At 72.2% G+C, this 19,543-nt stretch carries 23 protein-coding genes; 10 read left to right on the forward strand and 13 right to left on the reverse strand.

The window, feature by feature from the left end; translation table 11 throughout:
• From E1289_RS27995 to E1289_RS28015, 5 genes are all read right to left on the reverse strand, one after another.
• The coding region (locus tag E1289_RS27995; protein ID WP_131985397.1) for an HNH endonuclease signature motif containing protein at nt 1–1,308 on the reverse strand (1,308 nt) is incomplete at its 3' end.
• 181 nt (nt 1,309–1,489) lie between these two features.
• Nucleotides 1,490–1,846 carry a hypothetical protein gene (locus E1289_RS28000; protein WP_131985399.1) on the reverse strand — a complete coding sequence of 119 codons (357 nt, stop codon included), beginning with the start codon at nt 1,844–1,846 and terminating at the stop codon, nt 1,490–1,492.
• On the reverse strand, nt 1,843–2,580 hold the full coding sequence (locus E1289_RS28005; protein ID WP_131985401.1) for a tetratricopeptide repeat protein: 738 nt from the start codon (nt 2,578–2,580) through the stop codon (nt 1,843–1,845). Before E1289_RS28005 ends, E1289_RS28000 begins: the two co-directional genes overlap by 4 nt.
• Before the next feature lie 418 nt (nt 2,581–2,998).
• Entirely contained in the window at nt 2,999–3,790 is a 792-nt protein-coding gene (locus tag E1289_RS28010) for a hypothetical protein (RefSeq protein WP_131985403.1), read from the reverse strand.
• Nucleotides 3,791–4,152: 362 nt separating this feature from the next.
• On the reverse strand, nt 4,153–4,584 hold the full coding sequence (locus E1289_RS28015; protein ID WP_131985405.1) for a PPOX class F420-dependent oxidoreductase: 432 nt from the start codon (nt 4,582–4,584) through the stop codon (nt 4,153–4,155).
• Nucleotides 4,585–4,685: 101 nt separating this feature from the next.
• Here E1289_RS28015 and E1289_RS28020 point away from each other — a divergent pair, with 101 nt between their 5' ends.
• Nucleotides 4,686–5,528, forward strand: coding sequence for a helix-turn-helix transcriptional regulator (locus E1289_RS28020; protein ID WP_131985407.1), 843 nt, complete (start codon nt 4,686–4,688; stop codon nt 5,526–5,528).
• A gap of 158 nt (nt 5,529–5,686) precedes the next feature.
• Nucleotides 5,687–6,097, forward strand: a complete 411-nt coding sequence (locus E1289_RS28025) for a Rid family hydrolase (protein ID WP_131985409.1) — start codon at nt 5,687–5,689, stop codon at nt 6,095–6,097.
• 19 nt (nt 6,098–6,116) lie between these two features.
• Here E1289_RS28025 and E1289_RS28030 read toward each other — a convergent pair whose 3' ends face one another.
• Complete coding sequence (locus E1289_RS28030; protein WP_131985411.1) at nt 6,117–6,482, reverse strand: DoxX family protein; 366 nt, start codon at nt 6,480–6,482, stop codon at nt 6,117–6,119.
• A complete protein-coding gene (locus E1289_RS28035; RefSeq protein WP_131985413.1) occupies nt 6,482–6,778 on the reverse strand; it encodes a hypothetical protein in 297 nt (98 codons plus the stop codon). Before E1289_RS28035 ends, E1289_RS28030 begins: the two co-directional genes overlap by 1 nt.
• Nucleotides 6,779–6,862: 84 nt before the next feature.
• On the opposite strand from E1289_RS28035, the gene E1289_RS28040 reads away from it, so the two are divergent.
• Nucleotides 6,863–7,714: a sigma-70 family RNA polymerase sigma factor gene (locus E1289_RS28040; RefSeq protein ID WP_131985415.1), complete on the forward strand. Its 852-nt coding sequence runs from the start codon at nt 6,863–6,865 to the stop codon at nt 7,712–7,714.
• Between the two features lie 25 nt (nt 7,715–7,739).
• On the opposite strand, the gene E1289_RS28045 is transcribed toward E1289_RS28040, so the two are convergent.
• The 5 genes from E1289_RS28045 to E1289_RS28065 form a co-directional block, all read right to left on the reverse strand.
• A complete protein-coding gene (locus E1289_RS28045; RefSeq protein WP_131985417.1) occupies nt 7,740–8,303 on the reverse strand; it encodes a dihydrofolate reductase family protein in 564 nt (187 codons plus the stop codon).
• Nucleotide 8,304: 1 nt separating this feature from the next.
• The gene (locus tag E1289_RS28050; protein ID WP_131985419.1) at nt 8,305–9,120 is read right to left on the reverse strand and encodes an alpha/beta hydrolase; all 816 of its coding nucleotides are present in this window, start codon (nt 9,118–9,120) and stop codon (nt 8,305–8,307) included.
• A 56-nt stretch (nt 9,121–9,176) separates the two neighbouring features.
• Nucleotides 9,177–9,899: a helix-turn-helix domain-containing protein gene (locus E1289_RS28055; protein WP_131985421.1), complete on the reverse strand. Its 723-nt coding sequence runs from the start codon at nt 9,897–9,899 to the stop codon at nt 9,177–9,179.
• Between the two features lie 61 nt (nt 9,900–9,960).
• On the reverse strand, nt 9,961–10,518 hold the full coding sequence (locus E1289_RS28060) for a DinB family protein (protein WP_131985423.1): 558 nt from the start codon (nt 10,516–10,518) through the stop codon (nt 9,961–9,963).
• A 61-nt stretch (nt 10,519–10,579) separates the two neighbouring features.
• Nucleotides 10,580–10,963 carry a DoxX family protein gene (locus E1289_RS28065; RefSeq protein ID WP_131985425.1) on the reverse strand — a complete coding sequence of 128 codons (384 nt, stop codon included), beginning with the start codon at nt 10,961–10,963 and terminating at the stop codon, nt 10,580–10,582.
• 167 nt (nt 10,964–11,130) lie between these two features.
• Here E1289_RS28065 and E1289_RS28070 point away from each other — a divergent pair, with 167 nt between their 5' ends.
• Complete coding sequence (locus E1289_RS28070) at nt 11,131–12,045, forward strand: RNA polymerase sigma-70 factor (protein WP_131985427.1); 915 nt, start codon at nt 11,131–11,133, stop codon at nt 12,043–12,045.
• Between the two features lie 31 nt (nt 12,046–12,076).
• Here E1289_RS28070 and E1289_RS28075 read toward each other — a convergent pair whose 3' ends face one another.
• Entirely contained in the window at nt 12,077–13,165 is a 1,089-nt protein-coding gene (locus E1289_RS28075) for a hypothetical protein (protein WP_131985429.1), read from the reverse strand.
• Between the two features lie 170 nt (nt 13,166–13,335).
• Between E1289_RS28075 and E1289_RS28080 the strand changes: the two genes are divergently transcribed.
• The 6 genes from E1289_RS28080 to E1289_RS28105 form a co-directional block, all read left to right on the forward strand.
• Nucleotides 13,336–14,727 (forward strand): acyl-CoA synthetase, encoded by a 1,392-nt coding sequence (locus E1289_RS28080; RefSeq protein WP_131985431.1) that lies wholly within the window; start codon nt 13,336–13,338, stop codon nt 14,725–14,727.
• 84 nt (nt 14,728–14,811) lie between these two features.
• Nucleotides 14,812–15,984, forward strand: a complete 1,173-nt coding sequence (locus tag E1289_RS28085; protein ID WP_131985433.1) for a pyridoxal phosphate-dependent aminotransferase — start codon at nt 14,812–14,814, stop codon at nt 15,982–15,984.
• Nucleotides 15,985–16,116: 132 nt separating this feature from the next.
• Nucleotides 16,117–17,103, forward strand: a complete 987-nt coding sequence (locus E1289_RS28090) for a carbamate kinase (protein WP_243713204.1) — start codon at nt 16,117–16,119, stop codon at nt 17,101–17,103.
• 45 nt (nt 17,104–17,148) lie between these two features.
• On the forward strand, nt 17,149–18,264 hold the full coding sequence (locus tag E1289_RS28095) for a ring-opening amidohydrolase (RefSeq protein WP_131985435.1): 1,116 nt from the start codon (nt 17,149–17,151) through the stop codon (nt 18,262–18,264).
• Between the two features lie 60 nt (nt 18,265–18,324).
• The gene (locus E1289_RS28100) at nt 18,325–19,020 is read left to right on the forward strand and encodes an SseB family protein (protein WP_131985437.1); all 696 of its coding nucleotides are present in this window, start codon (nt 18,325–18,327) and stop codon (nt 19,018–19,020) included.
• A gap of 201 nt (nt 19,021–19,221) precedes the next feature.
• Nucleotides 19,222–19,543 (forward strand): phytanoyl-CoA dioxygenase family protein (locus E1289_RS28105; protein WP_243713205.1); only part of this gene is annotated, 322 nt, incomplete at its 3' end.

A 19,543-nucleotide genomic window follows, 5' to 3' on the forward strand; every position in this document is an offset into this window, starting at 1 on the left:
GGGTGGGCTTGGGGAGTGCGGCACAGCCTTGGCGTTCGGGGGAGGTTCCGGGTGCCATTGGGTGGATTTGCGGGTCATGGTGCCGCTGGAGGGGGCTTGGCGGCCGAGCGCTTCTTCAGGATCGTGGAGGCGGTAGGTGAAACGTCCGTCGGCGTCGCGGGTAATGCGGATTCGTGTCGGATTAGCGTGTTTGTAGCGGTTGTGCCAGCTGCAGCAGGGGGCCAGCTGGTCGATGTCGGTGGGACTGTCGCCCGAGGCCCAGCCGTGGACATGGTCGATCTCGCACAGGGTGGCGGGGACTTCGCACCCCAGCACTGCGCATGTGGGGTAGAGGGCTTCCAGCACGCGACGCTGGCCGGCGGTGGCGAGCCGGACGGTGTGCCCGAGGTAGAGGGGGAGGTTGCCCCGGCCCAGGACGAGGGCTGAGACTCCGGCGTTGAGGGCGATCCGGCGGGCTTGGGCGGCGGGGATGGGGCTGCCGTCGGTCAGGCGGGCGGGGGCGGAGCCGCCGGTGAGGGTGTCCAGGTCGCAGATGACGGTGACCTTGGTGGCCTGATGTCCCCCCGACAAGACGTGGGTCAGGGCCGCGGCCATGCGTTCGGCCAGATCGCGGCGGTCTTCGGTCCCGGCGGGTTTGGCCAGGGATGCGAGGGTGCCGTCCCAGATGGCGGCGTCTTCGGTGTTGAGCCAGCCCTTGATGTAGCGGCCGCCGTCCAGGGAGCGGGTGGAGTCGATCCAGGATCTCTCGTAGCCGCGACGGGAGTCCTTGTCGGGGGTCTCGGTGCCGTCGCGTTCGGCGATCAGATCGGTGATCCGGTCGCCGAAGACGGCGACCTTCCCAGCCGAGAACCCCTGCCCGGCCAGATCGAGCAGGATGTTCTCGGCGGCCGCGCAATCTTCGTCGTCCAGGCGGGTGACGGCGGCGGCGATGGTGGCGGCGTACCCGTAGGACAGGGCTCCGGAGGCCAGCAGATCGCTGACCTTGGGCAGGCGGTGTCGCTGACGGGCCAGGGCGAGACGTTCCTTGGCGCGTGCCTCACGCATGCCGAGGCGGGTGCGCAGCCAGGCCCGTGTGGACGAATGACCCCACCGGCGCATCTCACCGGCGGCGTCCACCCGGCCGATGAGCCCCGCGAGGACGCTTTCGTGCCGGTCGGTGGCGGCGGCGAGGGTTTCGGCGGCCTCCATGCACAGGGCCGGGGAGTCGGGCATGTCCCGGCGGGCGAGTTCAGCCGCGATCGATGCCGCCGCGTCCACCAACTGAACGGTGGACATCGACGCAACATCGATCGCCCCAGTCGAACTCATGACTCAATGTTATCGAACACTCACAGGGTGCATTTACTGGCTCCGGTGACAATATTGAGTCCATCCGGATAGTCGGGGAGGAGTGAGGTCGCGGCCCCTGGATGGTGGTCCTCGATCACCGTTGGACGCGAAGGCTCGACGAGAAGCGCGTACCTCACGCAAACGTGCGCTTTCGGTTGCCTCAGCGCTCGGGTTCACGTCCGGCGGCGAGTTCTGCGAAGACATGGTCGGGGTCGTGTTGCTTCCAATATCGGAACATGAGCGAGACACGGCCTTCGGCACCGAAAGAACTGATCGGCCGCGACGAATCGACGAGAAAGCGTGGTTCGTCCCACTGTTGTGCCACGACCGCGAGTGGACGTCCCGCCACAAGAATCCACGTGGCCCTGCCGCCCGCGATCAAGGCGAGGAAGCGTCGTTCCAGAAGGTGCGCGACGACGTCGGCCAGGGGCGTCTCGGGTGGCAGGTCGACCGTCTCGGCATGGGGGAGAACATCGTCGCCCGCGGCGACGCTGCTCCGGTCCACATTGATCATCATTGCCCGGGGGCCGTCCGTGCCCGCCAGTTCTCGGCCTCGCCGGGGCGGCCCGTCCGGGTCAGAAGATCGGCGAGCAGTTCCACGGCGCCCGGGTGGCCCTTCTCGGCCGCGCGGGTGAGCCAGGTCTCGGCCCCTTGAAGGTCGTCGGTCTCCACCTTCAGGCGTCCGAGATTGGCCATCCCGTCGACGCTGCCCGCGTCGGCGGCCCGGCGGAACCACTGCTCGGCGTTCTCGCTGTCGCCTTGGAGGATGTGCTGGATGGCGAGGTTGTTCATCGCGAGTTCGATTCCGGACTCGGCGGCGCGGCGGTACCAGTCCATCGCCTCCTCGCGGCGTCCGGCACGGCTGAGGACGGAGCCGAGGTTGTTCATCGCCAGGCCGTCCCCCGCCTCCGCGGCCCTGCGGTACCACTGCTCCGCCTCGTCGGGCAGGGACCGACCCAGCTCGAACATCGCCCATGGATCGTCGTCCTGGGCGGCCCGGCGAAGCCACGTCACGGCGTCCCCGTCCTGACCCGCCTCCCAGGCCAGCCAGACCATGCACTTGATGGAGGCGAGGTCGCCGTCTTCGGCCGCCGGACGGAAATGGTCCCGGGCCTCCCCGATCATTCCGAATCGGGTCAGCCGCGCACACCAGTGAGGCGCGGCGTCCGCGTCGTCCTCGGCCGCCGCCTGCTTCAGCGCGATCACCGCCGCCGGTCCGATCCCCGTGGCGAGCCGATCATCGTTGCTCATCTCGTCAGGCTATCGAGCTGATCATCGTGATATGCCGGTTTCGCTCGCGCCGAATCGTATCGGGGTGAATGTGGCGCGAGGCTCCAGCGCCACCGGGCTTCCCAGGGGGCCTCGGGAGACGCGGAAAAGGATGTGCGTGTACCTACCCACTTGCCGCCGCCGGGGGGTCGCGGGTCGCGCCCCATGCGGCGGGCAGTGCCTGGACGATGTGAACGCCCCGGCCGCCGTTGATGAACGCATCGTCACAGAATGTGAAAGTGGCACGGCGAACGGAGAACTCCGTGCGAGCACGGCCACCGCTGACCATCTGGTCAAGCCGATCCCCATGTTCAGCGGTGGCCGTCTGACGTCCCGGCCTCGATCAACGCCGGCGATGGTGCGCGGCCACCGGAGTCGAAGTCCGGAATACGTCAGTCGATCAGTGCGTCGGGAACGGGAGTCTCGTCAGGACTCCATAGCGCTCGAAGTCGTAAGCGAACTGGTTGACCTGGAGCCCGTCGACCGCCCCGATGAAGGCGGTGTCCCTGCCCTTGGTGATGCCCAGGCTGTAGGTGACTTCCGCGTTGGGCAGCTTGGTCTTGAGTTCGGCGAAGGAGCACGGAGTCGCGAGTGTGCAGCCGATCGCGGCTCCCGTGGCTCCGGTGGCGAACCACGCGCTGCCTGTCGTGCTCGCGTTGTAGTGCTGCCACACGTTGGGCACGGGGGTCGCGGGCGACGACGGGGCCGTGGAGTCGTTGGGCAGGTAGACCAGGCTCGAATAGTTCACGCCGGGTGTCACGTTGGGGTCCACCTCCAGTGCGATACCGGGCAGGGCGATCCCTGCCAGGCTGTCGGTTCCGGCGAACACCCAGTACGTCAGGGCGTTGATGTCGGCGAGCCTCAGTCCGCTGAAGTTCGTCTCGTTGCCGAAGGCGATCTTCTCTGTGCCGTCGCCCACGATGATCTGCAGGCTGCCCTGGCCGTAGGGAGGCGCCTGCCGGGCCGCCGGGTCGGTGCTCGTACGGCCCAGCGGGCCGTCCCGGAAAAAGGCGCTCGGCGACCCCAGCGTGTTACGGCCGATGATGCCCCACATGCCGGGGGTCGATGGGGTGGGAGCCTTTTCGGCGACCGCCGGTGACGCGCCCAGGACGGCGGCACCGGAAAGGGCGATGGCGAGCAGGACGCGTGCGGGCCGCCTGGCGATCCGCACGCCCATTTTCTTGTCTGACATTGTGAGTGTCCCACTTTCCGTGTTTCGGATGGAGTTGGCCGCAAGAAGAGATGCATTGTCCGTTTCCTGGTTGACATCTTGAAGCCGACCCAAGGGTTCCCGTATCGGAATTTGCGACACTTCAGTGGGCGAAATTTTGGCTCAACTTTCCCGGTGCAAAGGCGATAAAGAGGATATTCTCCGTCAGAACGGCCCCTTGATTCAGGATCTGCGATTGGCCTTGGTCGGCCGGAGACGGGCATGGCGCGTGTGGACGGCTGGGCGTCGGCCGAGCCGAAACCAGCACCGCCTGACGGACCACACGGCGGCGTGGTACCTGGTCTGACGCCGGAAACCCGCTCCAGACATGCAATGCCCTGCACTCAGGTGACGTCCCTCGTGGACAGTTCGAAGGGGTCGGTGTCGATTCCTCGGGTCAGGATGCGGCGGGGGTGGATGCGGATCCAGGCCGGGTCGAACGGCATGTTCGCGTTGATGCGCTTGCCGACCTCTTCGCCGCCGGTGAGGTGCGTTTCCGCGCGGCCCCTGATCTCGATGGCGCGTGGCGCCCAGGGGTCGATGGACGCGAGGTCGTCCACGGAGAAGGCGACCTCGGGGTGGCGTCGGGCGTCGCGGAACTTCTTGCTCGTCGCCATGCCGCTGCCGGCGTGGCCGCCGATCACGATGCTCCCGGTTTCCGGATCGTAGAACACGCCCACCGGGGTGATGTGCGGGCGGCCGCCGGGGCCCACGGTGGCCAGGCGTCCGAGAAGCCGGTCGTTCAGGTACTCGATCTCATTCGCGGTGAAGGTCATGCCCCCACGCTGGCGTCCCCGGCCCGGCGCCGGAAGACCGGGACGAGACCAGCCCTCCCAGGGCCACGATCAGCGCGCCGCGCCGCCCGTACACTCGGCGCATGAGCGGGAGTGACCTGGGTGCCTTCCTCCGCGCACGCCGGGAGGCCGTCACCCCGGACCAGGTCGGCCTGCCCACCGGGCCGCGCCGCCGCACGCCCGGTCTGCGGCGCGCCGAGCTGGCCACGATCTCCGGGATCAGCGCGGAGTACCTGACCCGGCTGGAGCAGGGCCGCGACCGGCATCCGTCGCCGCAGGTCCTCGCCGCGCTCGCCGACGCCCTGCGGTTGCCGTTGGACGACCGGGTCCAGCTCCGCAACCTGGCGAAGGCGGCCTCCGGGGCCGACGTCCTGTGCCCGGGCGGGGCGCCAGAGGAACGGGTGCGTCCCACGATCCGGGCGCTGCTCGACCGGCTGCACCCCGCTCCGGCGGTGGTGCTCAACCGGCTCGGTGACACGCTGGCCTGCACCCCGGGCTACGAGCGGCTGGCCGCCCCCATCGGCCTGCTGGACGGCGAGCCGCCCAACCAGGCCCGTTTCGTCTTCACCGACGAGCGCGCCCGGACCGCCTACCCCGACTGGGACCGTGTCGCCGACGAGCGCGTCGCCGCGCTCAGGGCGGAGTCGTCCCCGGACGATCCGCACATGAACCATCTCATCGAGGAGCTGACCGTCACGGCAGGCGCACCGTTCGCCGAACGGCTCCATGCGGCGCCGGTGACGCCCCGCCGCACGGGCGTCGAACGGCTCGTCCACCCTGAGGCGGGGGAGTTGCGGCTGGCCTACGAGACCCTCGACGCCCAGACCCAGACAGTGGTCGTCTACCTCCCCGCCGACGACGCCACGTCCGCCGCCCTGGACAACCTCACCCGCGCGCCCGGCGCCGTGCACACCATCCGTGGCTGACCCCGGCCCGGTTCCCCCAACCGAGCCGACCGACCTGCCGGCGCGGTGAAGTCAGCGCGCCGGTATGCCCGGCACCCTCGGGGCCGATATTGAAGGGCGGCACGAAACGATCTTTGGCACGATGGCCACGCTGGCATCCGAAGCGAAAGGGAACCGTCGTGGGCCGTGCCGTCACGTTGATCCGCTCGTCCTCCCTGTCCGACGTCGCCGAGTACGCCTACGCGGCGACGGCTCCCGCGGAGGCTCGGCTGATCTTCCTCGCCGGGGCCTGCCCGCTGAACGCGGACGGATCGACGGCGGCGCCCGGAGACTACGCGGGGCAGGCGGCGAAGGCCGTCGAGAACATGCGGACCGCCCTGCAGGACGCCGGTGCCTCCTTGCAGGACGTCATCAGCACGCGGGTTCTCGTCGCGTCCAGCCGCCAGGCCGACCTGGTGACCGCCTGGCAGGTCGTGCGGGACGCCTTCGGTGACCATGACGTCCCCAGCACGCTGATGGGCGTCACCGTGCTGGGGTACGACGACCAGCTCGTGGAGATCGAAGCCGTCGCCGCCGTGCTCGACGCCTGACACGTCCCGAGGTTGCCGGTCAGCCGGTCGACCGGGCGAAGTGCGCCGCCGCTGCCACCGCCAGGCCCAGGAAGGCCAGGGGGAAGGCGATGTTGTACAGGACCCGCGCCCGGATGTGGACGATGACCGCGCCGACGAAGAACAGCACGAGCCCGGCGGCGGCGGTCAGGCCGAGGAGCGGCAGGCCGAGCAGTCCGAGGACCAGTCCCGCGACCCCGGCTCCCTCAAGGACGGCGAGGTGCGGAATCCATCTCCGCGCCACGCCGACCTCGGCGCAGTTCCGCAGCACGAACTCCGCCCGGACGGCCTTGGCCACCACCTCGAAGGAGTTGGCCAGGACGCAGCCGACGGTCGCGACGAGCAGCCCGGTCTCCAGTACCGCCATCAGCGCGCGTACCGTCCCAGCACGGTGACCGGCTGCGGCGGGACCGGTGAGCCCGCCCACTCCGCGACCTTGGCCCTGAACGTGAGGGCCTCCGGGAGTTGCAGGAGGGGATTGGCGGCGCCGTCGGCGAGGCGTAGCGTCAGCAGGAACTCCGCGCCCTCTCCCACACGCACCGCGGTGTACTCCACACCGGTCGGCGCCGCGTTCTCCAGCGCGGCGAAGAGTGCGCCGATGGCGTTCTCGACCTCCGGTGTCCGCTCGGCATCGGTGCTGAACCGGACGACCTGTACGCTCATTGCTGTCTCCTCCACGGGGCGTGCTCGGTCAGGTGTCTCACTCGTCCCTCCTGACGCTGAGCACGCATGAAAGGTGACCCTCCCGTGGAACTCGTTGAACGGTTCGAGGCGGCGCGGCCCCGGCTGATGTCGCTGGCCCACCGGATCGTCGGCTCCCACCACGACGCCGAGGACGCGGTCCAGAACGCGTGGGCGCGGGTGCAGGCCGCCGACACGGCCGAAGTCACCAACCTGGACGGCTGGCTCACCACGGTGACCGCCCGCCTGTGCCTCGACCTTCTCCGGGCCCGCGAGCGGCGTGGCGAACTCCCGCTGGTGTCCGCCGACATCCCGGGCGAACAGCTCGGCGCCGACGAGGCGTTCCTCCGCCGCGAGGCCGTGTCGAGAGCGCTGCTGGTGCTCCTCGGTGAGCTGTCGCCAAGGCAGCGGGTGGCCTACGTGCTCCACGACCTGTTCGCCGTTCCGTTCGACCAGGTCGCCGAAGTCCTCGACACGACTCCGGCGTCGGCGAAGAAGCTCGCCAGCCGTGCGCGCACCAGGCTCCGCGAGCCGCACCCCGCCGAACCCGCGGACCATCCCGGACACCTGGAGATCGTCGAGGCGTTCCTCGCGGCGGCGCGTGGCGGTGACATCGCGCGGCTCGTCACCCTGATGGCACCGGACGCCGTCCGGACGGCCGATTCCCGGCTGCTGCCGGCGGGCGCGCCAGGCCGTGTCCGCGGGGCCGTGGCCGTGGCCGAGGAGACGAGGTACTTCACCGACCGGATCGCCGCCGCCGCACCGGTCCTCGTCGCCGGGCGCCCCGGAGCGGTCATCGCGCCGGGCGGCCACGCGTTCGCGCTCATCCGCTTCCGGCTCGGCGCCGGGCTCGTCACGGAGATCGAGATCACCCCGTACACGCCCGGTGCGATCTCCCTTCCGCCGCGTCCGGGGTGATCGGCCGCGCCTGGGACGCCGGAGGTCAGCGGGTGCGCTGGTGGATGGTCACCAGGACGTCCTTGCCGTATCTCGTCGTCTCGGTCAGGGTCCACGCGCTCTTGTCGGGGGTCTCCGTCCAGAGCCGCCGGCCGTGGCCGAGGATCACGGGGAACCACATGAGCCGGATCTCGTCGACCAGGTCACGCGCGAGCAGCCCCTGGGCGAGCCGGATGCTGCCCGCGACCGAGATCTCGCCGCCGACGTCCCGCTTCAGCCGTCCGACCTCCTCCGCCAGATCGCCCGGTAGCACGGACGTGTTGGTCCACCCGGGGTCCTTGAGCGTGCCGGAGACGACGTACTTCGGCATGCCGTTGTACTTGTCGGCCAGCTCGCCCTCCTCCTGCGGCCACGCGGAGGCGAACCCCTCGTAGGTGACGCGGCCCAGCAGCAGCGCCTCGGACGCGAGCGCCTCGTCGGTCTTGAACCGCTCACCGTCGGGCCCGCGGTCGAACTCGAAGCTCCAGTTCGGATACTTGAACTCCTCGCCGCCGGGCGCCTCGACGACACCGTCCAGGGAGATGAACTCGGTGACGACGATCTTCCCCATGTCAGGCCCCCTTGGCGAAGTCGCGCAGGACGGGCGCGAGCACGGACGGGGCCGTGCTGTGGTTCTCGCCGGGGACCGCCTGCACCGTGGCGGTCGGCAGGTGGTCGGCCAGCGCCTTCGCGCCGGTGGCGAGGTGGGGCCAGGTGTCCTCGCCGTAGAGCACGAGGACGGGCACGCCGACCTTGTCCCACAGGTCGCCGCGGAGCGGCTCGCCGGACATGGTGTCCCCGACGTTCCGGCCGTCGTAGGCGATCGTCGGTGCGACCGCCTCCAGCGCGGGCCAGAAGTCGCTGCCGCGCATGCCGCCGACGGCCTCTCCGGGCATCCCCGCGACGGCGGTCAGGAACAGCTCCACGGCGTCCCCGGGGCGGCCTTCGGCCACGGCCGCGTCGAGCCGCTCGACGTAGTCGGACGGCAGCGGCGGATGGCCGTCGTCGGCGATGACCGGCGGCTCGAACAGCACCAGGCGCGCGATCGGCACGCCGGCCTGCGCCGCGTTGAGCGCGAGGTGGCCGCCGGACGACCAGCCGAACACCGTCGCGGGACGCCCGCCGCCCGCCTGCGCGATGATCGCGGCGAGGTCCTCGGACTCGCGCTCGACGGCGTAGGGTGCGGTGTCCCCGCTGTCCCCGCGCCCGCGCCGGTCATAGTTGATCACCAGGAACTCGCCGGCGAGCAGCTCCGCCGTCTGCGCGTTCTCCGGGGTCGTGGCGCGATGAGCGGTCGCGCCGTCTATCAGGACGATCGGATCACCCTCGCCCCACGCGGTGTAGGCGATGGCGGTGCCGTCGGCCGAGGTGACAGTGCCCTGCGACATGAGGTCGTGCCTTTCTGAGGTCGGGCCGCGCGGTCGTCCGCCGCGGCCCGTCAACCCTAGAAACGCGCGTCGCCCTCGATCTTGTACAGAAGCGACAGCGGCCCGGCGGCCTCCCCGGGCCGCCGCAGCTGCGTCGCCGTCCGGCCGATGAAGCGCTGCAGCGACCTCGCCATATGCGGCTGGTCGTAGTAGCCGAGGCGGTGCACGACCTCAAGGCCCGGCAGGCCCTCCTGCAGCAGCACGGCGGCGTGCCGGGCACGGTCGATCTGCCGGATCGCGCCCTGGGTCAGTCCCGTCGCGGCGGCGACGCGCCGCTCCACGGACCGTGCCCCCACGTCGGCGCTGCTGCCCCGCACGACCTCGTCCACGAGCGGGTCGCGGCTGAGCACGCCCTCGCGGACGAGCCTCCCGACGAAGTCCTCCGCGCTGTCGAAGCCCGGGATCGCCCATTCCTCGCCCCGCAGGACGAAGACGCGCCCGTCGGCATAGGGGCTCCGCATCTCGGCGTCGACGAGCCGGGCGGCCGGCAGATGCGGCATCGACGTCCCGTGCGCGAGGGTGATCCCGAACGATTCGGACTCGCCGGCAATCTCCACGGTCGACGCGGACGTCTCCGGGCCCCGCAGCGAGGCGTGCAGAACGCCCTCGAACTCCCAGAAGACGAACTCCCAGTTCGACGTCGCGACCGACGTCAGGCACCCCGTCCCGGCGGCGCGCCCGCGCCACACCCGCGCGATATATGGCGAGTCGGACCCGCGGTGGTCGCTCTCGATCGGCATACGGCGCCCTCCCCCCGGGTCGTGGTGCCGATGCTACCGAGCACCGTCGCCGCGGGGCTGGTCAGCGGTTCGCGGCAGTGCGGTTCGCGGCGGTGCGGCGCGCGCCGTGCATGTTGCGCAGGAGGCCGATCTCGGCGACGTTCTTGGTCAGCTCGATGTTCACCCAGCCCGCCACGTCGCCCATCGTCAGCTCCGCCGCCCACGGCAGCCCGGCGGTCCGGTCGGTGGAGTCGAGGTCGGCGTCGCCCAGCCCGGCCAGGCCGGTCCGCCACTCCCGGTGCAGCCCGCGCAGCCAGCGGGCCGCCGCCTCGGCACCGCCCGGCCAGGTGATCTCCGTGCGCTCGGGCGCGCCCCCCTTGAAGCAGTGCCCGAGCGTGGTGGTCCACCAGTAGCCGATGTGCCAGGTCACCCAGCCGATCGTGACGGCCGGGACGGGATCGGGCTCCGGCACCTCCCAGTCGGCGGTCCAGCGTCCCCCGGCGTCCGGCCGGACCGTCCAGCAGTACGCCTCGGGCTCCCACAGGCAGAGCGCGTCGTCGAGGCCGTCGAGGTGGTACTCGAACAGTGCCCAGGCGATGTCGAGCTGCCGGTTCAGCATGTCCACGCGCGCGACGGTCATGCGCCGATCCTGGCAGCACCGAAGATCATCCCGCCAGCGATTTTCCCGCCGCCCGCCACGGTCAGCCGGTGAAGGGCTCAAGCGTGAACCGGCCGACCGCGATGAAGGCCGCCAGCGCGAGATAGGCCGCGTTCAGCGCCGAGAGGGCGAACTGGCCGAAGCGGGCGTGGGTGATCATCGCGCCGACCATGAGCAGCGTCCAGCAGATGGCGGTCACCGGGACCATGACCGGCGCGATGTCCAGTGCGGCGGGCAGGATCAGGCCGGCGGCGGCCAGCAGCTCAAGGACTCCGAGGGTCTTCACGAGACCGGCGGGGGCGTGCCCCGTCCACTCGCCGCCGCTGTGCGCGGCCAGCTTCTCCTTCGGGACGAACGTCTTTGTGACGCCGCCGCTCAGGGCGAGCGCGGCGAGCAGTCCGGCGGCGATCCACAGTGTGAGGTTCACGGGGTTCTTCCTGGTAGGACGACTGGTCAGGCATGGGATGCCGTCGTCCGGACCCCTGTGACAACGTGGTCCTGTGACGTGTGCCATCGGCCGCGGGTGTCACAGGACGGCGGGGACCGGCGTCTTGTGGGAGTGAAGCCGGTCGCGCGAAGAGGGGGGAGCCGGCCATGAGTGAGCACGGCGAGAAGAACGGCGAAGAGGGTCTGGACGCCGCCACCGAGACCTTCGTCGCCCATCGCGCCCTGCTGTTCACCGTCGCCTACGAGCTGCTCGGATCGGCGGCCGACGCCGAGGACGTCCTGCAGGAGACGTGGCTGCGGTGGGCGGGGGTCGACCTCGGCACGGTCCGGGACCGGCGCGCGTACCTGGTGCGGATCGCCACCCGTCAGGCGCTGACACGGCTGCGCACGCTCGGCCGCCGCCGGGAGTCCTACGTCGGCCCCTGGCTGCCCGAGCCGCTGCTGACCACGCCGGACGTGGCCGAGGACGTGGTGCTGGCCGACAGCGTCTCGATGGCGATGCTGCTGGTCCTGGAGGCGCTCAACCCGGTCGAGCGCGCCGTGTTCGTGCTGCGCGAGGTGTTCGACGTCGCCTACGACGAGATCGCCGAGGCCGTCGGCAAGAACCCGGCGGCGGTCCGCCAGATCGCGCACCGGGCGCGCTCGCACGTCGCCGCCCGGCGGCCCCGCGACGCCGTCTCCCCGGCCGAGACCCGGGCCGCCCTCCAGGCGTTCCAGCTGGCGGTCGACACCGGCGACCTGCAGGTCCTGCTGGACGTCCTCGCGCCGGACGTGGTCCTCATGAGCGACGGCGGGGGAGTGGCGCAGAGCGTGCCACGGCCGGTCGTCGGGGCCCGCAAGGTGGCTCGCCTGCTGACCGCGGGCCTGCACAAGGTCGGCTCCGGGCTGTCGAGCGCGCCGGTCCAGCTCAACGGATGGCCGGGGCTCGTCCTGCGGATCGACGGGGAGCTCAACGGCGTCCTCGCGCTGCGGGTCGAGGACGGCCTGATCACCGGGCTGTACTTCGTCCGCAACCCCGAGAAGCTGTCGCGCCTGGAGCGGGAGACCGCGCTGAGCCGCTGAAACCGCGCCGGGCGGAGGCCGGGGAGGGGCTTCAGCGCGGCTCCGGGCGCCGTCTCTCCGCCGCATCCCCCGCCGCCCGCCGCGCGGCGTCGAGCAGCCACCGGTTCGCCTGGACGGCCTCGCCGATCCTGGCCTCGAGGGTGCGGCGCGCCGCCTCCAGCGCGGTGCCGCCACCGGGGTCCGCGCCGTCCGGGATCGCACCGGGGACGTCCGCCGCGGCCTCGGCCAGCACGTCCGCGTAGCCGTCCACACTCCGTTCCAGATGCAGGATCTGCTCCCATTCCCGCTTCGCCCGGATCGCGGCGTCGATCGGGCGGATGTACCGCTCGATGTCGGCGGCCCGGTCCATGACCGCCTCCCTGGCCTGGTCCACCACCGCCCGCTGGGGCGCCATCGCGTCCAGGACCCGCTGGGACGCCGCGGAGGCGGTCAGCTCATCGACTTCGCGGCTGAGCGGGGCCAGCCGCCGCAACCGCGCGGCCAGCCCCCACTCCTCCTCCCGCAGCACCATGAGCGCCTCGGTGCCGTCGAAGGCGCCGCCGAGCAGCCGCTGGGCCTCGGCGACCTGATTCCGCGCATCCTGGACCGCCCCCAGCGCGGTGCGTTCGATGGGCCCGAGCTCGGTGAGGTCGACGAAGTGCTCGGGCGGGACGAAGTCCAGCGGCCCCTTGGGGAGCCTGATGACGAAGTGGACGTATCTCGCGACATGCAGCAGGAGCAGTTGCGGGGAGAAGACCCCGGCGGCGAGGAGAGCGATGCACAGCAGTGCCCACAGCATCCACCCGCCGCCGACGATCCACCAGAAGACGTCGATCGCGAAAGGCTTCTCCCGCGGTGCTCCCGGGGGGAGTCGCGGGGGAACGTACAGGAAGAGGCCGATCACCCCGGCGACGAGCGCCGCCAGGGGCATCCCGGCGACCTCCAGCGCCACGATGACGGCCGCGGCTCCGGCGAAGGGCACCGCTCCCCGCCTGAGGCGCTCCCGCCGGGGGTGCCGGGTGACCGGCGCCGTCCCTGGTTCGGCGGGACAGAAGTACGAACGGGCTTCCCGAAGCCGGGCCAGCATGTCGGGGGGCAGGAGCGGATCGAAGACGAACCGCTCGTCGCGGGCGTTGCGCATGTGCCCCCTCGTCCGGTCGGCGATCTTGGTACCGCCGGACGATATCCGATGGCGAAAGGATCACCGTCGCGTGAGCGGGGGCGCGCCGCCGCCGCGGGACGAGCACAATGAGGCGGTGCCGCCATGCCGACAGTGCCGGCATGGCGGGAGGTGAGGGAGAGGGGCGAGTGATGGACCTGCTCGGGGAGTCGGGCGGCCCGGTGCGGATCGCCGGACGTGAACTGGGGCGCGACGAGCTGCTCGGCTGGGCGTCCGCCGTCGCCGCCGAGATCCGCGGTGCGGACTCCGTCGCGGTGCACGCCACGGCGACGGCGGAGACCGTCGCGGCCGTCGTCGGCGGCGTGCTCGCGGGCGTCCCGGTGGTGCCGCTGCCGCCCGACTCCGGGCCCGCCGAACGCGCCCACATCCTCGGCGACTCGGGCGCGAGCCTCCTGCTGGCCGCGGGAGACGTGAAACCGGCCGAGGGAGAACCGCCGCTGATCCCGGTGGACGCGCTCCCGCGCAACGGGAGTACGCGGGCCCAGGCGGACGCCGGCGACACGGCGATGATCCTCTACACGAGCGGGACGACCGGCGCGCCCAAGGGCGTGCTGATCTCGCGGGGCGCGATCGCCGCCGGGCTGGACGCCCTCGCCGAGGCATGGGCGTGGACGCCGGAGGACGTCCTCGTCCACGGGCTTCCCCTGTTCCACGTGCACGGCCTCGTCCTCGGGGTCCTGGGGGCGCTGCGGGTGGGGTCGCCGCTCGTCCACACGGGCCGCCCGAAGCCCGAGGCGTACGCGGCGGCGGCGCAGGACGGCGGCGGGAGCCTGTTCTTCGGCGTCCCCACTGTCTGGTCGCGGACGGCGGCCGACCCGGCCGCGGCGCGGGCGCTGCGCGGCGCGCGGCTCCTGGTCTCCGGCAGCGCGCCGCTCCCCGTGCCCGTCTTCGAGCGGCTCGCGGACCTCACCGGGCACCGCCCGGTCGAGCGCTACGGCATGACCGAGACGCTCATCACCGTCAGCGCCCGGGCCGGCGGGGACCGCCGACCCGGCTACGTCGGCACACCGCTGCCCGGCGTCGAGACCCGGCTGGCGGCCGAGGACGGCGGGCCGGTCCCGCGCGACGGGGAGACGCCGGGCGAGCTGCACGTCCGGGCGCCGCTGCTGTTCAAGGGCTACCTCAACCGCCCCGACGCCACCGCCGAGTCGTTCACCGGGGACGGCTGGTTCCGCACCGGCGACATCGCGACCATCGGCCCGGACGGCTGGCACCGGATCGTCGGCCGCGCGTCCACCGACCTCATCAAGAGCGGCGGCTACCGGATCGGCGCGGGCGAGATCGAGAACGCGCTGCTCGCGCATCCCGCCGTCCGCGAGGCCGCCGTCGTCGGCACCCCGCACGACGACCTCGGCGAGCAGGTCACCGCATACGTGGTCGCCGACGGGGTGGGGGAAACGCAGCTCATCGACTTCGTCGCCGGGAGCCTGTCGGTGCACAAGCGGCCCCGCGTGGTGCACCTGGTCGACTCCCTGCCGCGCAACGCCATGGGCAAGGTCGTCAAGACCCGCCTCACCCCGTAGGGAGCGTTCCGGCCGGGGTCGGCCCGCGCCCCATGGGCCGCATCCCGCGGGGCTGGTCCGGTCGGCGCGGTTAGTCTGGTCGGCGTGGGTGAGCCTCTCGTAGCGCGCATGCAGGGATTCGGCGAGACGATCTTCGCCGAGATGTCGGCTCTCGCCGTGCGGACCGGCGCGATCAACCTCGGTCAGGGGTTCCCCGACCAGGACGGCCCGAAGGCCGTGCTGGACACCGCCGTGGACGCGATCCGGTCGGGGGCCAACCAGTACCCGCCGGGCCCGGGGCTGCCGGAGCTGCGCGAGGCCGTGGCCGCGCAGCGGCTCCACCGGTACGGGCTCTCCTACGACCCCGGGACGGAGGTGTTCGTCACCGTGGGCGCCACCGAGGGCATCGCGGCGTCGGTGCTGGCGCTCGCCGGGCCGGGCGACGAGGTCGTCGTGTTCGAGCCGTACTACGACTCCTACGCCGCCGTGATCGCGCTCGCCGGGGCGGTCCGCAGGCCCGTCACGCTGCGCCCGGTGGAGGGCCGGTTCACCTTCGACCCCGCCGAGCTGCGCGCCGCCATCGGACCCCGCACCCGGGCGATCCTGGTCAACTCGCCGCACAACCCGGCCGGGACCGTGTTCACCCGCGCCGAGCTGGAGGCCGTCGCGGACGTCTGCCGTGAGCACGACCTGGTGGCCATCACCGACGAGGTCTACGAGTACCTCACGTTCGACGACACCGAGCACATCCCGCTCGCCACGCTCGACGGGATGCGCGAGCGGACGGTGTCGGTGTCGTCCGCGGGCAAGTCGTTCTCCGTCACCGGATGGAAGACCGGCTGGGTGATGGCGCCCGCCCCCCACATCCGGGCCGTGCAGACGGTGAAGCAGTTCCTCACCTACGCGGTCAGCGCGCCCTACCAGCGTGCCGCCGCGTACGCGCTGGCGAACGAGATCCCCTGGGTGGAGGAGCTGCGCCGGTCGCTCCAGGCCAAGCGGGACCGCCTCATCACCGGCCTGGAGGCCGCCGGGTTCACCGCGTTCCGGCCGCAGGGGACCTACTTCGTGCAGGCCGACATCCGGCCGCTGGGGTTCGCCGACGGGATCGAGCTGACCCGCGCCCTGCCGGAGAAGGCGGGCGTCGTCGCGATCCCCTCCCAGGTCTTCTACGACCACGCCGAGGCCGGCGCGCACTTCGTCCGCTTCGCGTTCTGCAAGCGGGACGAGGTCATCGACGAGGCCGTCGAGCGCCTCGCCCGGCTCGGCGCACGCCCCTGAGGAGCGCCGACGAAAGGGCCCCGAAAAGAGGCCCCGAAGAAGAGGCGCCGACGAAGAAGTGCCGAAGAAACCGCGCTCGTTGGGCGATTTTCGCCCGTGAGTGCCGCCCGCCGCGCGGCTAGCGTTCGGCGCGTGACCTGGAAAGGCGGCGAGGGCGGGGGAGTGCCCGCCGGTGCGCGGAGCACGGGTGCGCGCATCATGATCGCGCTCGGCGGCAACGCGATGACCGCGTCGGACGGCAGCGCCACGCCGGACGCCCAGGCGGCGGCGATCGAGCGGGCGATGGCCCCGGTCGCGGACCTGGTCGCGGCCGGCGCGCGGGTCGCCCTCACGCACGGCAACGGGCCGCAGGTCGGCAACCTGCTGATCAAGAACCAGCTGGCGGCGGGCGTGGTCCCGCCCGTCCCGCTGGACTGGTGCGGGGCGCAGACCCAGGCCACCGTCGGCGTGATGATCATGAATGCGCTGGAGCGGGCCCTGGCCGCGCGGGGCGCGGCCCGCCCGGTGGCCACGGTCGTGACCCGCACGCTCGTGGACGCGTCCGACCCCGGCTTCGCCGATCCCGCCAAGCCCGTCGGCCGCTACTTCCCGGAAGAGCAGGCACGGCGCGCCATGGCGCGCGGCGAGGTGTGGCGGCCGTTCGGGGACCGCGGCTGGCGGCGCGTCGTCGCCTCGCCGGAGCCCCTGGAGATCCTGGACGCCGGTGCCGCGGCGGCGCTGCTGGACGCCGGCCACATCGTCGTCGCCGCCGGCGGCGGCGGCGCGCCCGTGGCGAGGGTGGACGGGACGCTCCGCGGCGTCGAGGCCGTCGTCGACAAGGACCTGGCGGCCCAGCTGCTCGCCCGGCGGCTGGGCGCGGAGATCCTGGTCATCGCGACCGACGTGGAGCACGCGATGACCGGGTTCGGCACCCCGGACGCGCGTCCGCTGCGCCGGACGACGGTCGCGGAGCTGGCCGCGCTCGCCGCCGCCGGGCACTTCGCCGGCGGCAGCATGGGCCCGAAGGTGGAGGCGGTGCGGCGGTTCGTCGCCGCGGGCGGGCGGCGCGCCGCGATCGCGTCCCTGGCCCGGCTGGGCGACGCCGCGCACGGCACCTCCGGAACGGTCGTCGAGGCGTGACCAGGGGTAGGGACCGAGTGACCAGAGCAGCTGAGGAGCGATGACGTGCCCGATCCGATCGAAGTCCGCAAGATCCCCATCGAGAGCGTGACCGACGCGTCCGGGCTGGCCCGGCTGATCGACGACGGCGTCCTGGAGGCCGACCGGGTCCTCGCCGTCGTCGGCAAGACCGAGGGCAACGGCGGCGTGAACGACTACACCCGCCTGCTGGCCGACCGCGCGTTCCGCGAGGTGCTCGTCGCGAAGGGGACCCGGCCGGCGGACGAGGTGGGGCGCGTCCCGCTGGTGTGGTCGGGCGGGACCGACGGCGTCCTCAGCCCGCACGCCACGGTCTTCGCCACCGTCGACCCGGCGAAGGCGCCGAGGACGGACGAGCCGCGCCTCTCGGTCGGCGTCGCGATGAGCGACATCATCCTGCCCGAGGACATCGGCCGGCCCGCGATGGTCGAGACGGTCGCCGCCGGGGTCCGCGAGGCCATGAAGACCGCCGGGATCGACGACCCCGCCGACGTCCACTACGTGCAGACCAAGACGCCGCTGCTTACCCTCGACACCATCAACGACGCCAAGTCGCGCGGCCACGGGGTCGTCACCGAGGACACCCTGAAGTCGATGGACATCTCCAACTCGACGACGGCGCTCGGCATCGCCGTGGCGCTCGGCGAGATCGAGACGCCGTCCGCCGAGCAGATCCACCGGGACCTGTCGCTGTACTCGTCGGTGGCGTCCTGCTCGTCCGGCGTGGAACTCGACCGGGCGCAGATCGTCGTCGTCGGCAACGTACGCGGCATCGGCGGCCGGTACCGCGCCGGGCACGGCGTGATGAAGGACGCGCTCGACGCCGACGGCATCTGGGACGCGATCAGGACGACCAGCCTCGACCTGCCCGAGCGGCCCCGCGCGTCCGACCTCGGCGACCGCCTCGTCAACGTGTTCATCAAGTGCGAGGCCGACCCGAGCGGCGCGGTCCGGGGGCGCCGCAACATCATGCTGGACGACTCCGACGTGCACTGGCACCGGCAGATCAAGGCGTGCGTCGGTGGCGTCGCGGCGTCCGTCACGGGCGACCCCGCGGTGTTCGTGTCGGTCGCGGCCGTCCACCAGGGGCCGTCCGGCGGCGGCACCGTCGCGGCCATCGCCGACCTCGCCCGACCGGCTTGAAGCCGTATCGTGTCCGGATAGTCACCCGCGGTGTCCGGTGGAGGTTATAGCCTTCCTGGCGTGTCCGGACTGACCATTCCCGAACCACAGTTCCCCGAGGACGACGGCGGCGCCGACCCCCGGCTGTGCGAGGCGCTCGCCGGGTACGCGGCGGGGCGCGTCGGCGTCCACACGGTGCTGCGCCGGCTGCGGAAGGCGCGGCTGCTGGTGCCCATCGTCGCCGTCCTCACCGAAGAGGAGGACGTCCCGCCCGGCGAGCTGCGCCGGGAGAAGTCGAGCGACATGGCGCTGCCCACGCTGGTCGGCGACGACGGGCGGCGCGGCGTGCTCGGCTTCACCTGCACCGAGACGATGAAGGCGTGGCGCGCCGACGCCCGTCCCGTCGCCGTCCGCGCCGAGGAGGCGTGCCGCGCCACCCTCGACGAGGGCGCCGACGCCCTGGTCGTGGACGTGGCGGGCCCCGTCCCGTTCGCCGTGGACGGCCTGCGCCTGCACCTGCTCGCCGAGGGCCGCCCCATCCCGGCGCCCCACGAGGACCCCGACGTCCTCGCCGCCGTGGAGGCCGCGTTCGGCTCCGACCAGTCCGTCACCGGGGTCCGCGTCACCGAGGGCACGTCCGCCGACGTGGCCGTCCGGTTCGCCGTCGTCCCCGGCCATGACGAGCGCCGGACCGTGCAGCGCGTGTCCGACCGGCTCGCGGAGGTGCTGCGCGGCCGCATCGTCGGCGGTGTCGAGCTGAACGTCATGCGCCGGTAAGCCGTGCCCGGTAAGCCGTGCGCCGATAATTCGGTGGCGGCCCGTCCCGCCGGGCGGGCACGCTTGGCGGAATGATCGACGTCGGCGGCCTCGGGACGTTCCCGGTGCGGTTCCCCAGCGACGACGAGCCCCGGTGACGACGGCTGGCACATCGACGCGAGCTTCCCCGGCGACGACCCGGCCGACTTCATGTCCCACCGGGTGAACGCGGCCTCCAGGGGCCGTGCGCTGCTGATGCTGTTCCTGTTCTCGGACGTGGGCGAGGACGACGCGCCCACCCGCATCCGGGCCGGCTCCCACCTGGACGTCCCGCCGATCCTCGCACCCGCGGGCGACGAGGGCCTTCCCTTCATGGACCTCGCGGCCGAGGCCGTCCCCGCCTCCGAGCACCGCCCGGTCGCTCTGGCGACGGGGCAGGCCGGAGACGTCTACCTGTGCCACCCGTTCCTGGTCCACGCCGCCCAGCCGCACCACGGCACGGAACCCCGCTTCATGGCGCAGCCCCCCTTGCTCCCCTCCGGCC

The sequence above is a fragment of the Actinomadura sp. 6K520 genome, assembly GCF_004349245.1.
Classification (GTDB): Bacteria; Actinomycetota; Actinomycetes; order Streptosporangiales; family Streptosporangiaceae; genus Spirillospora.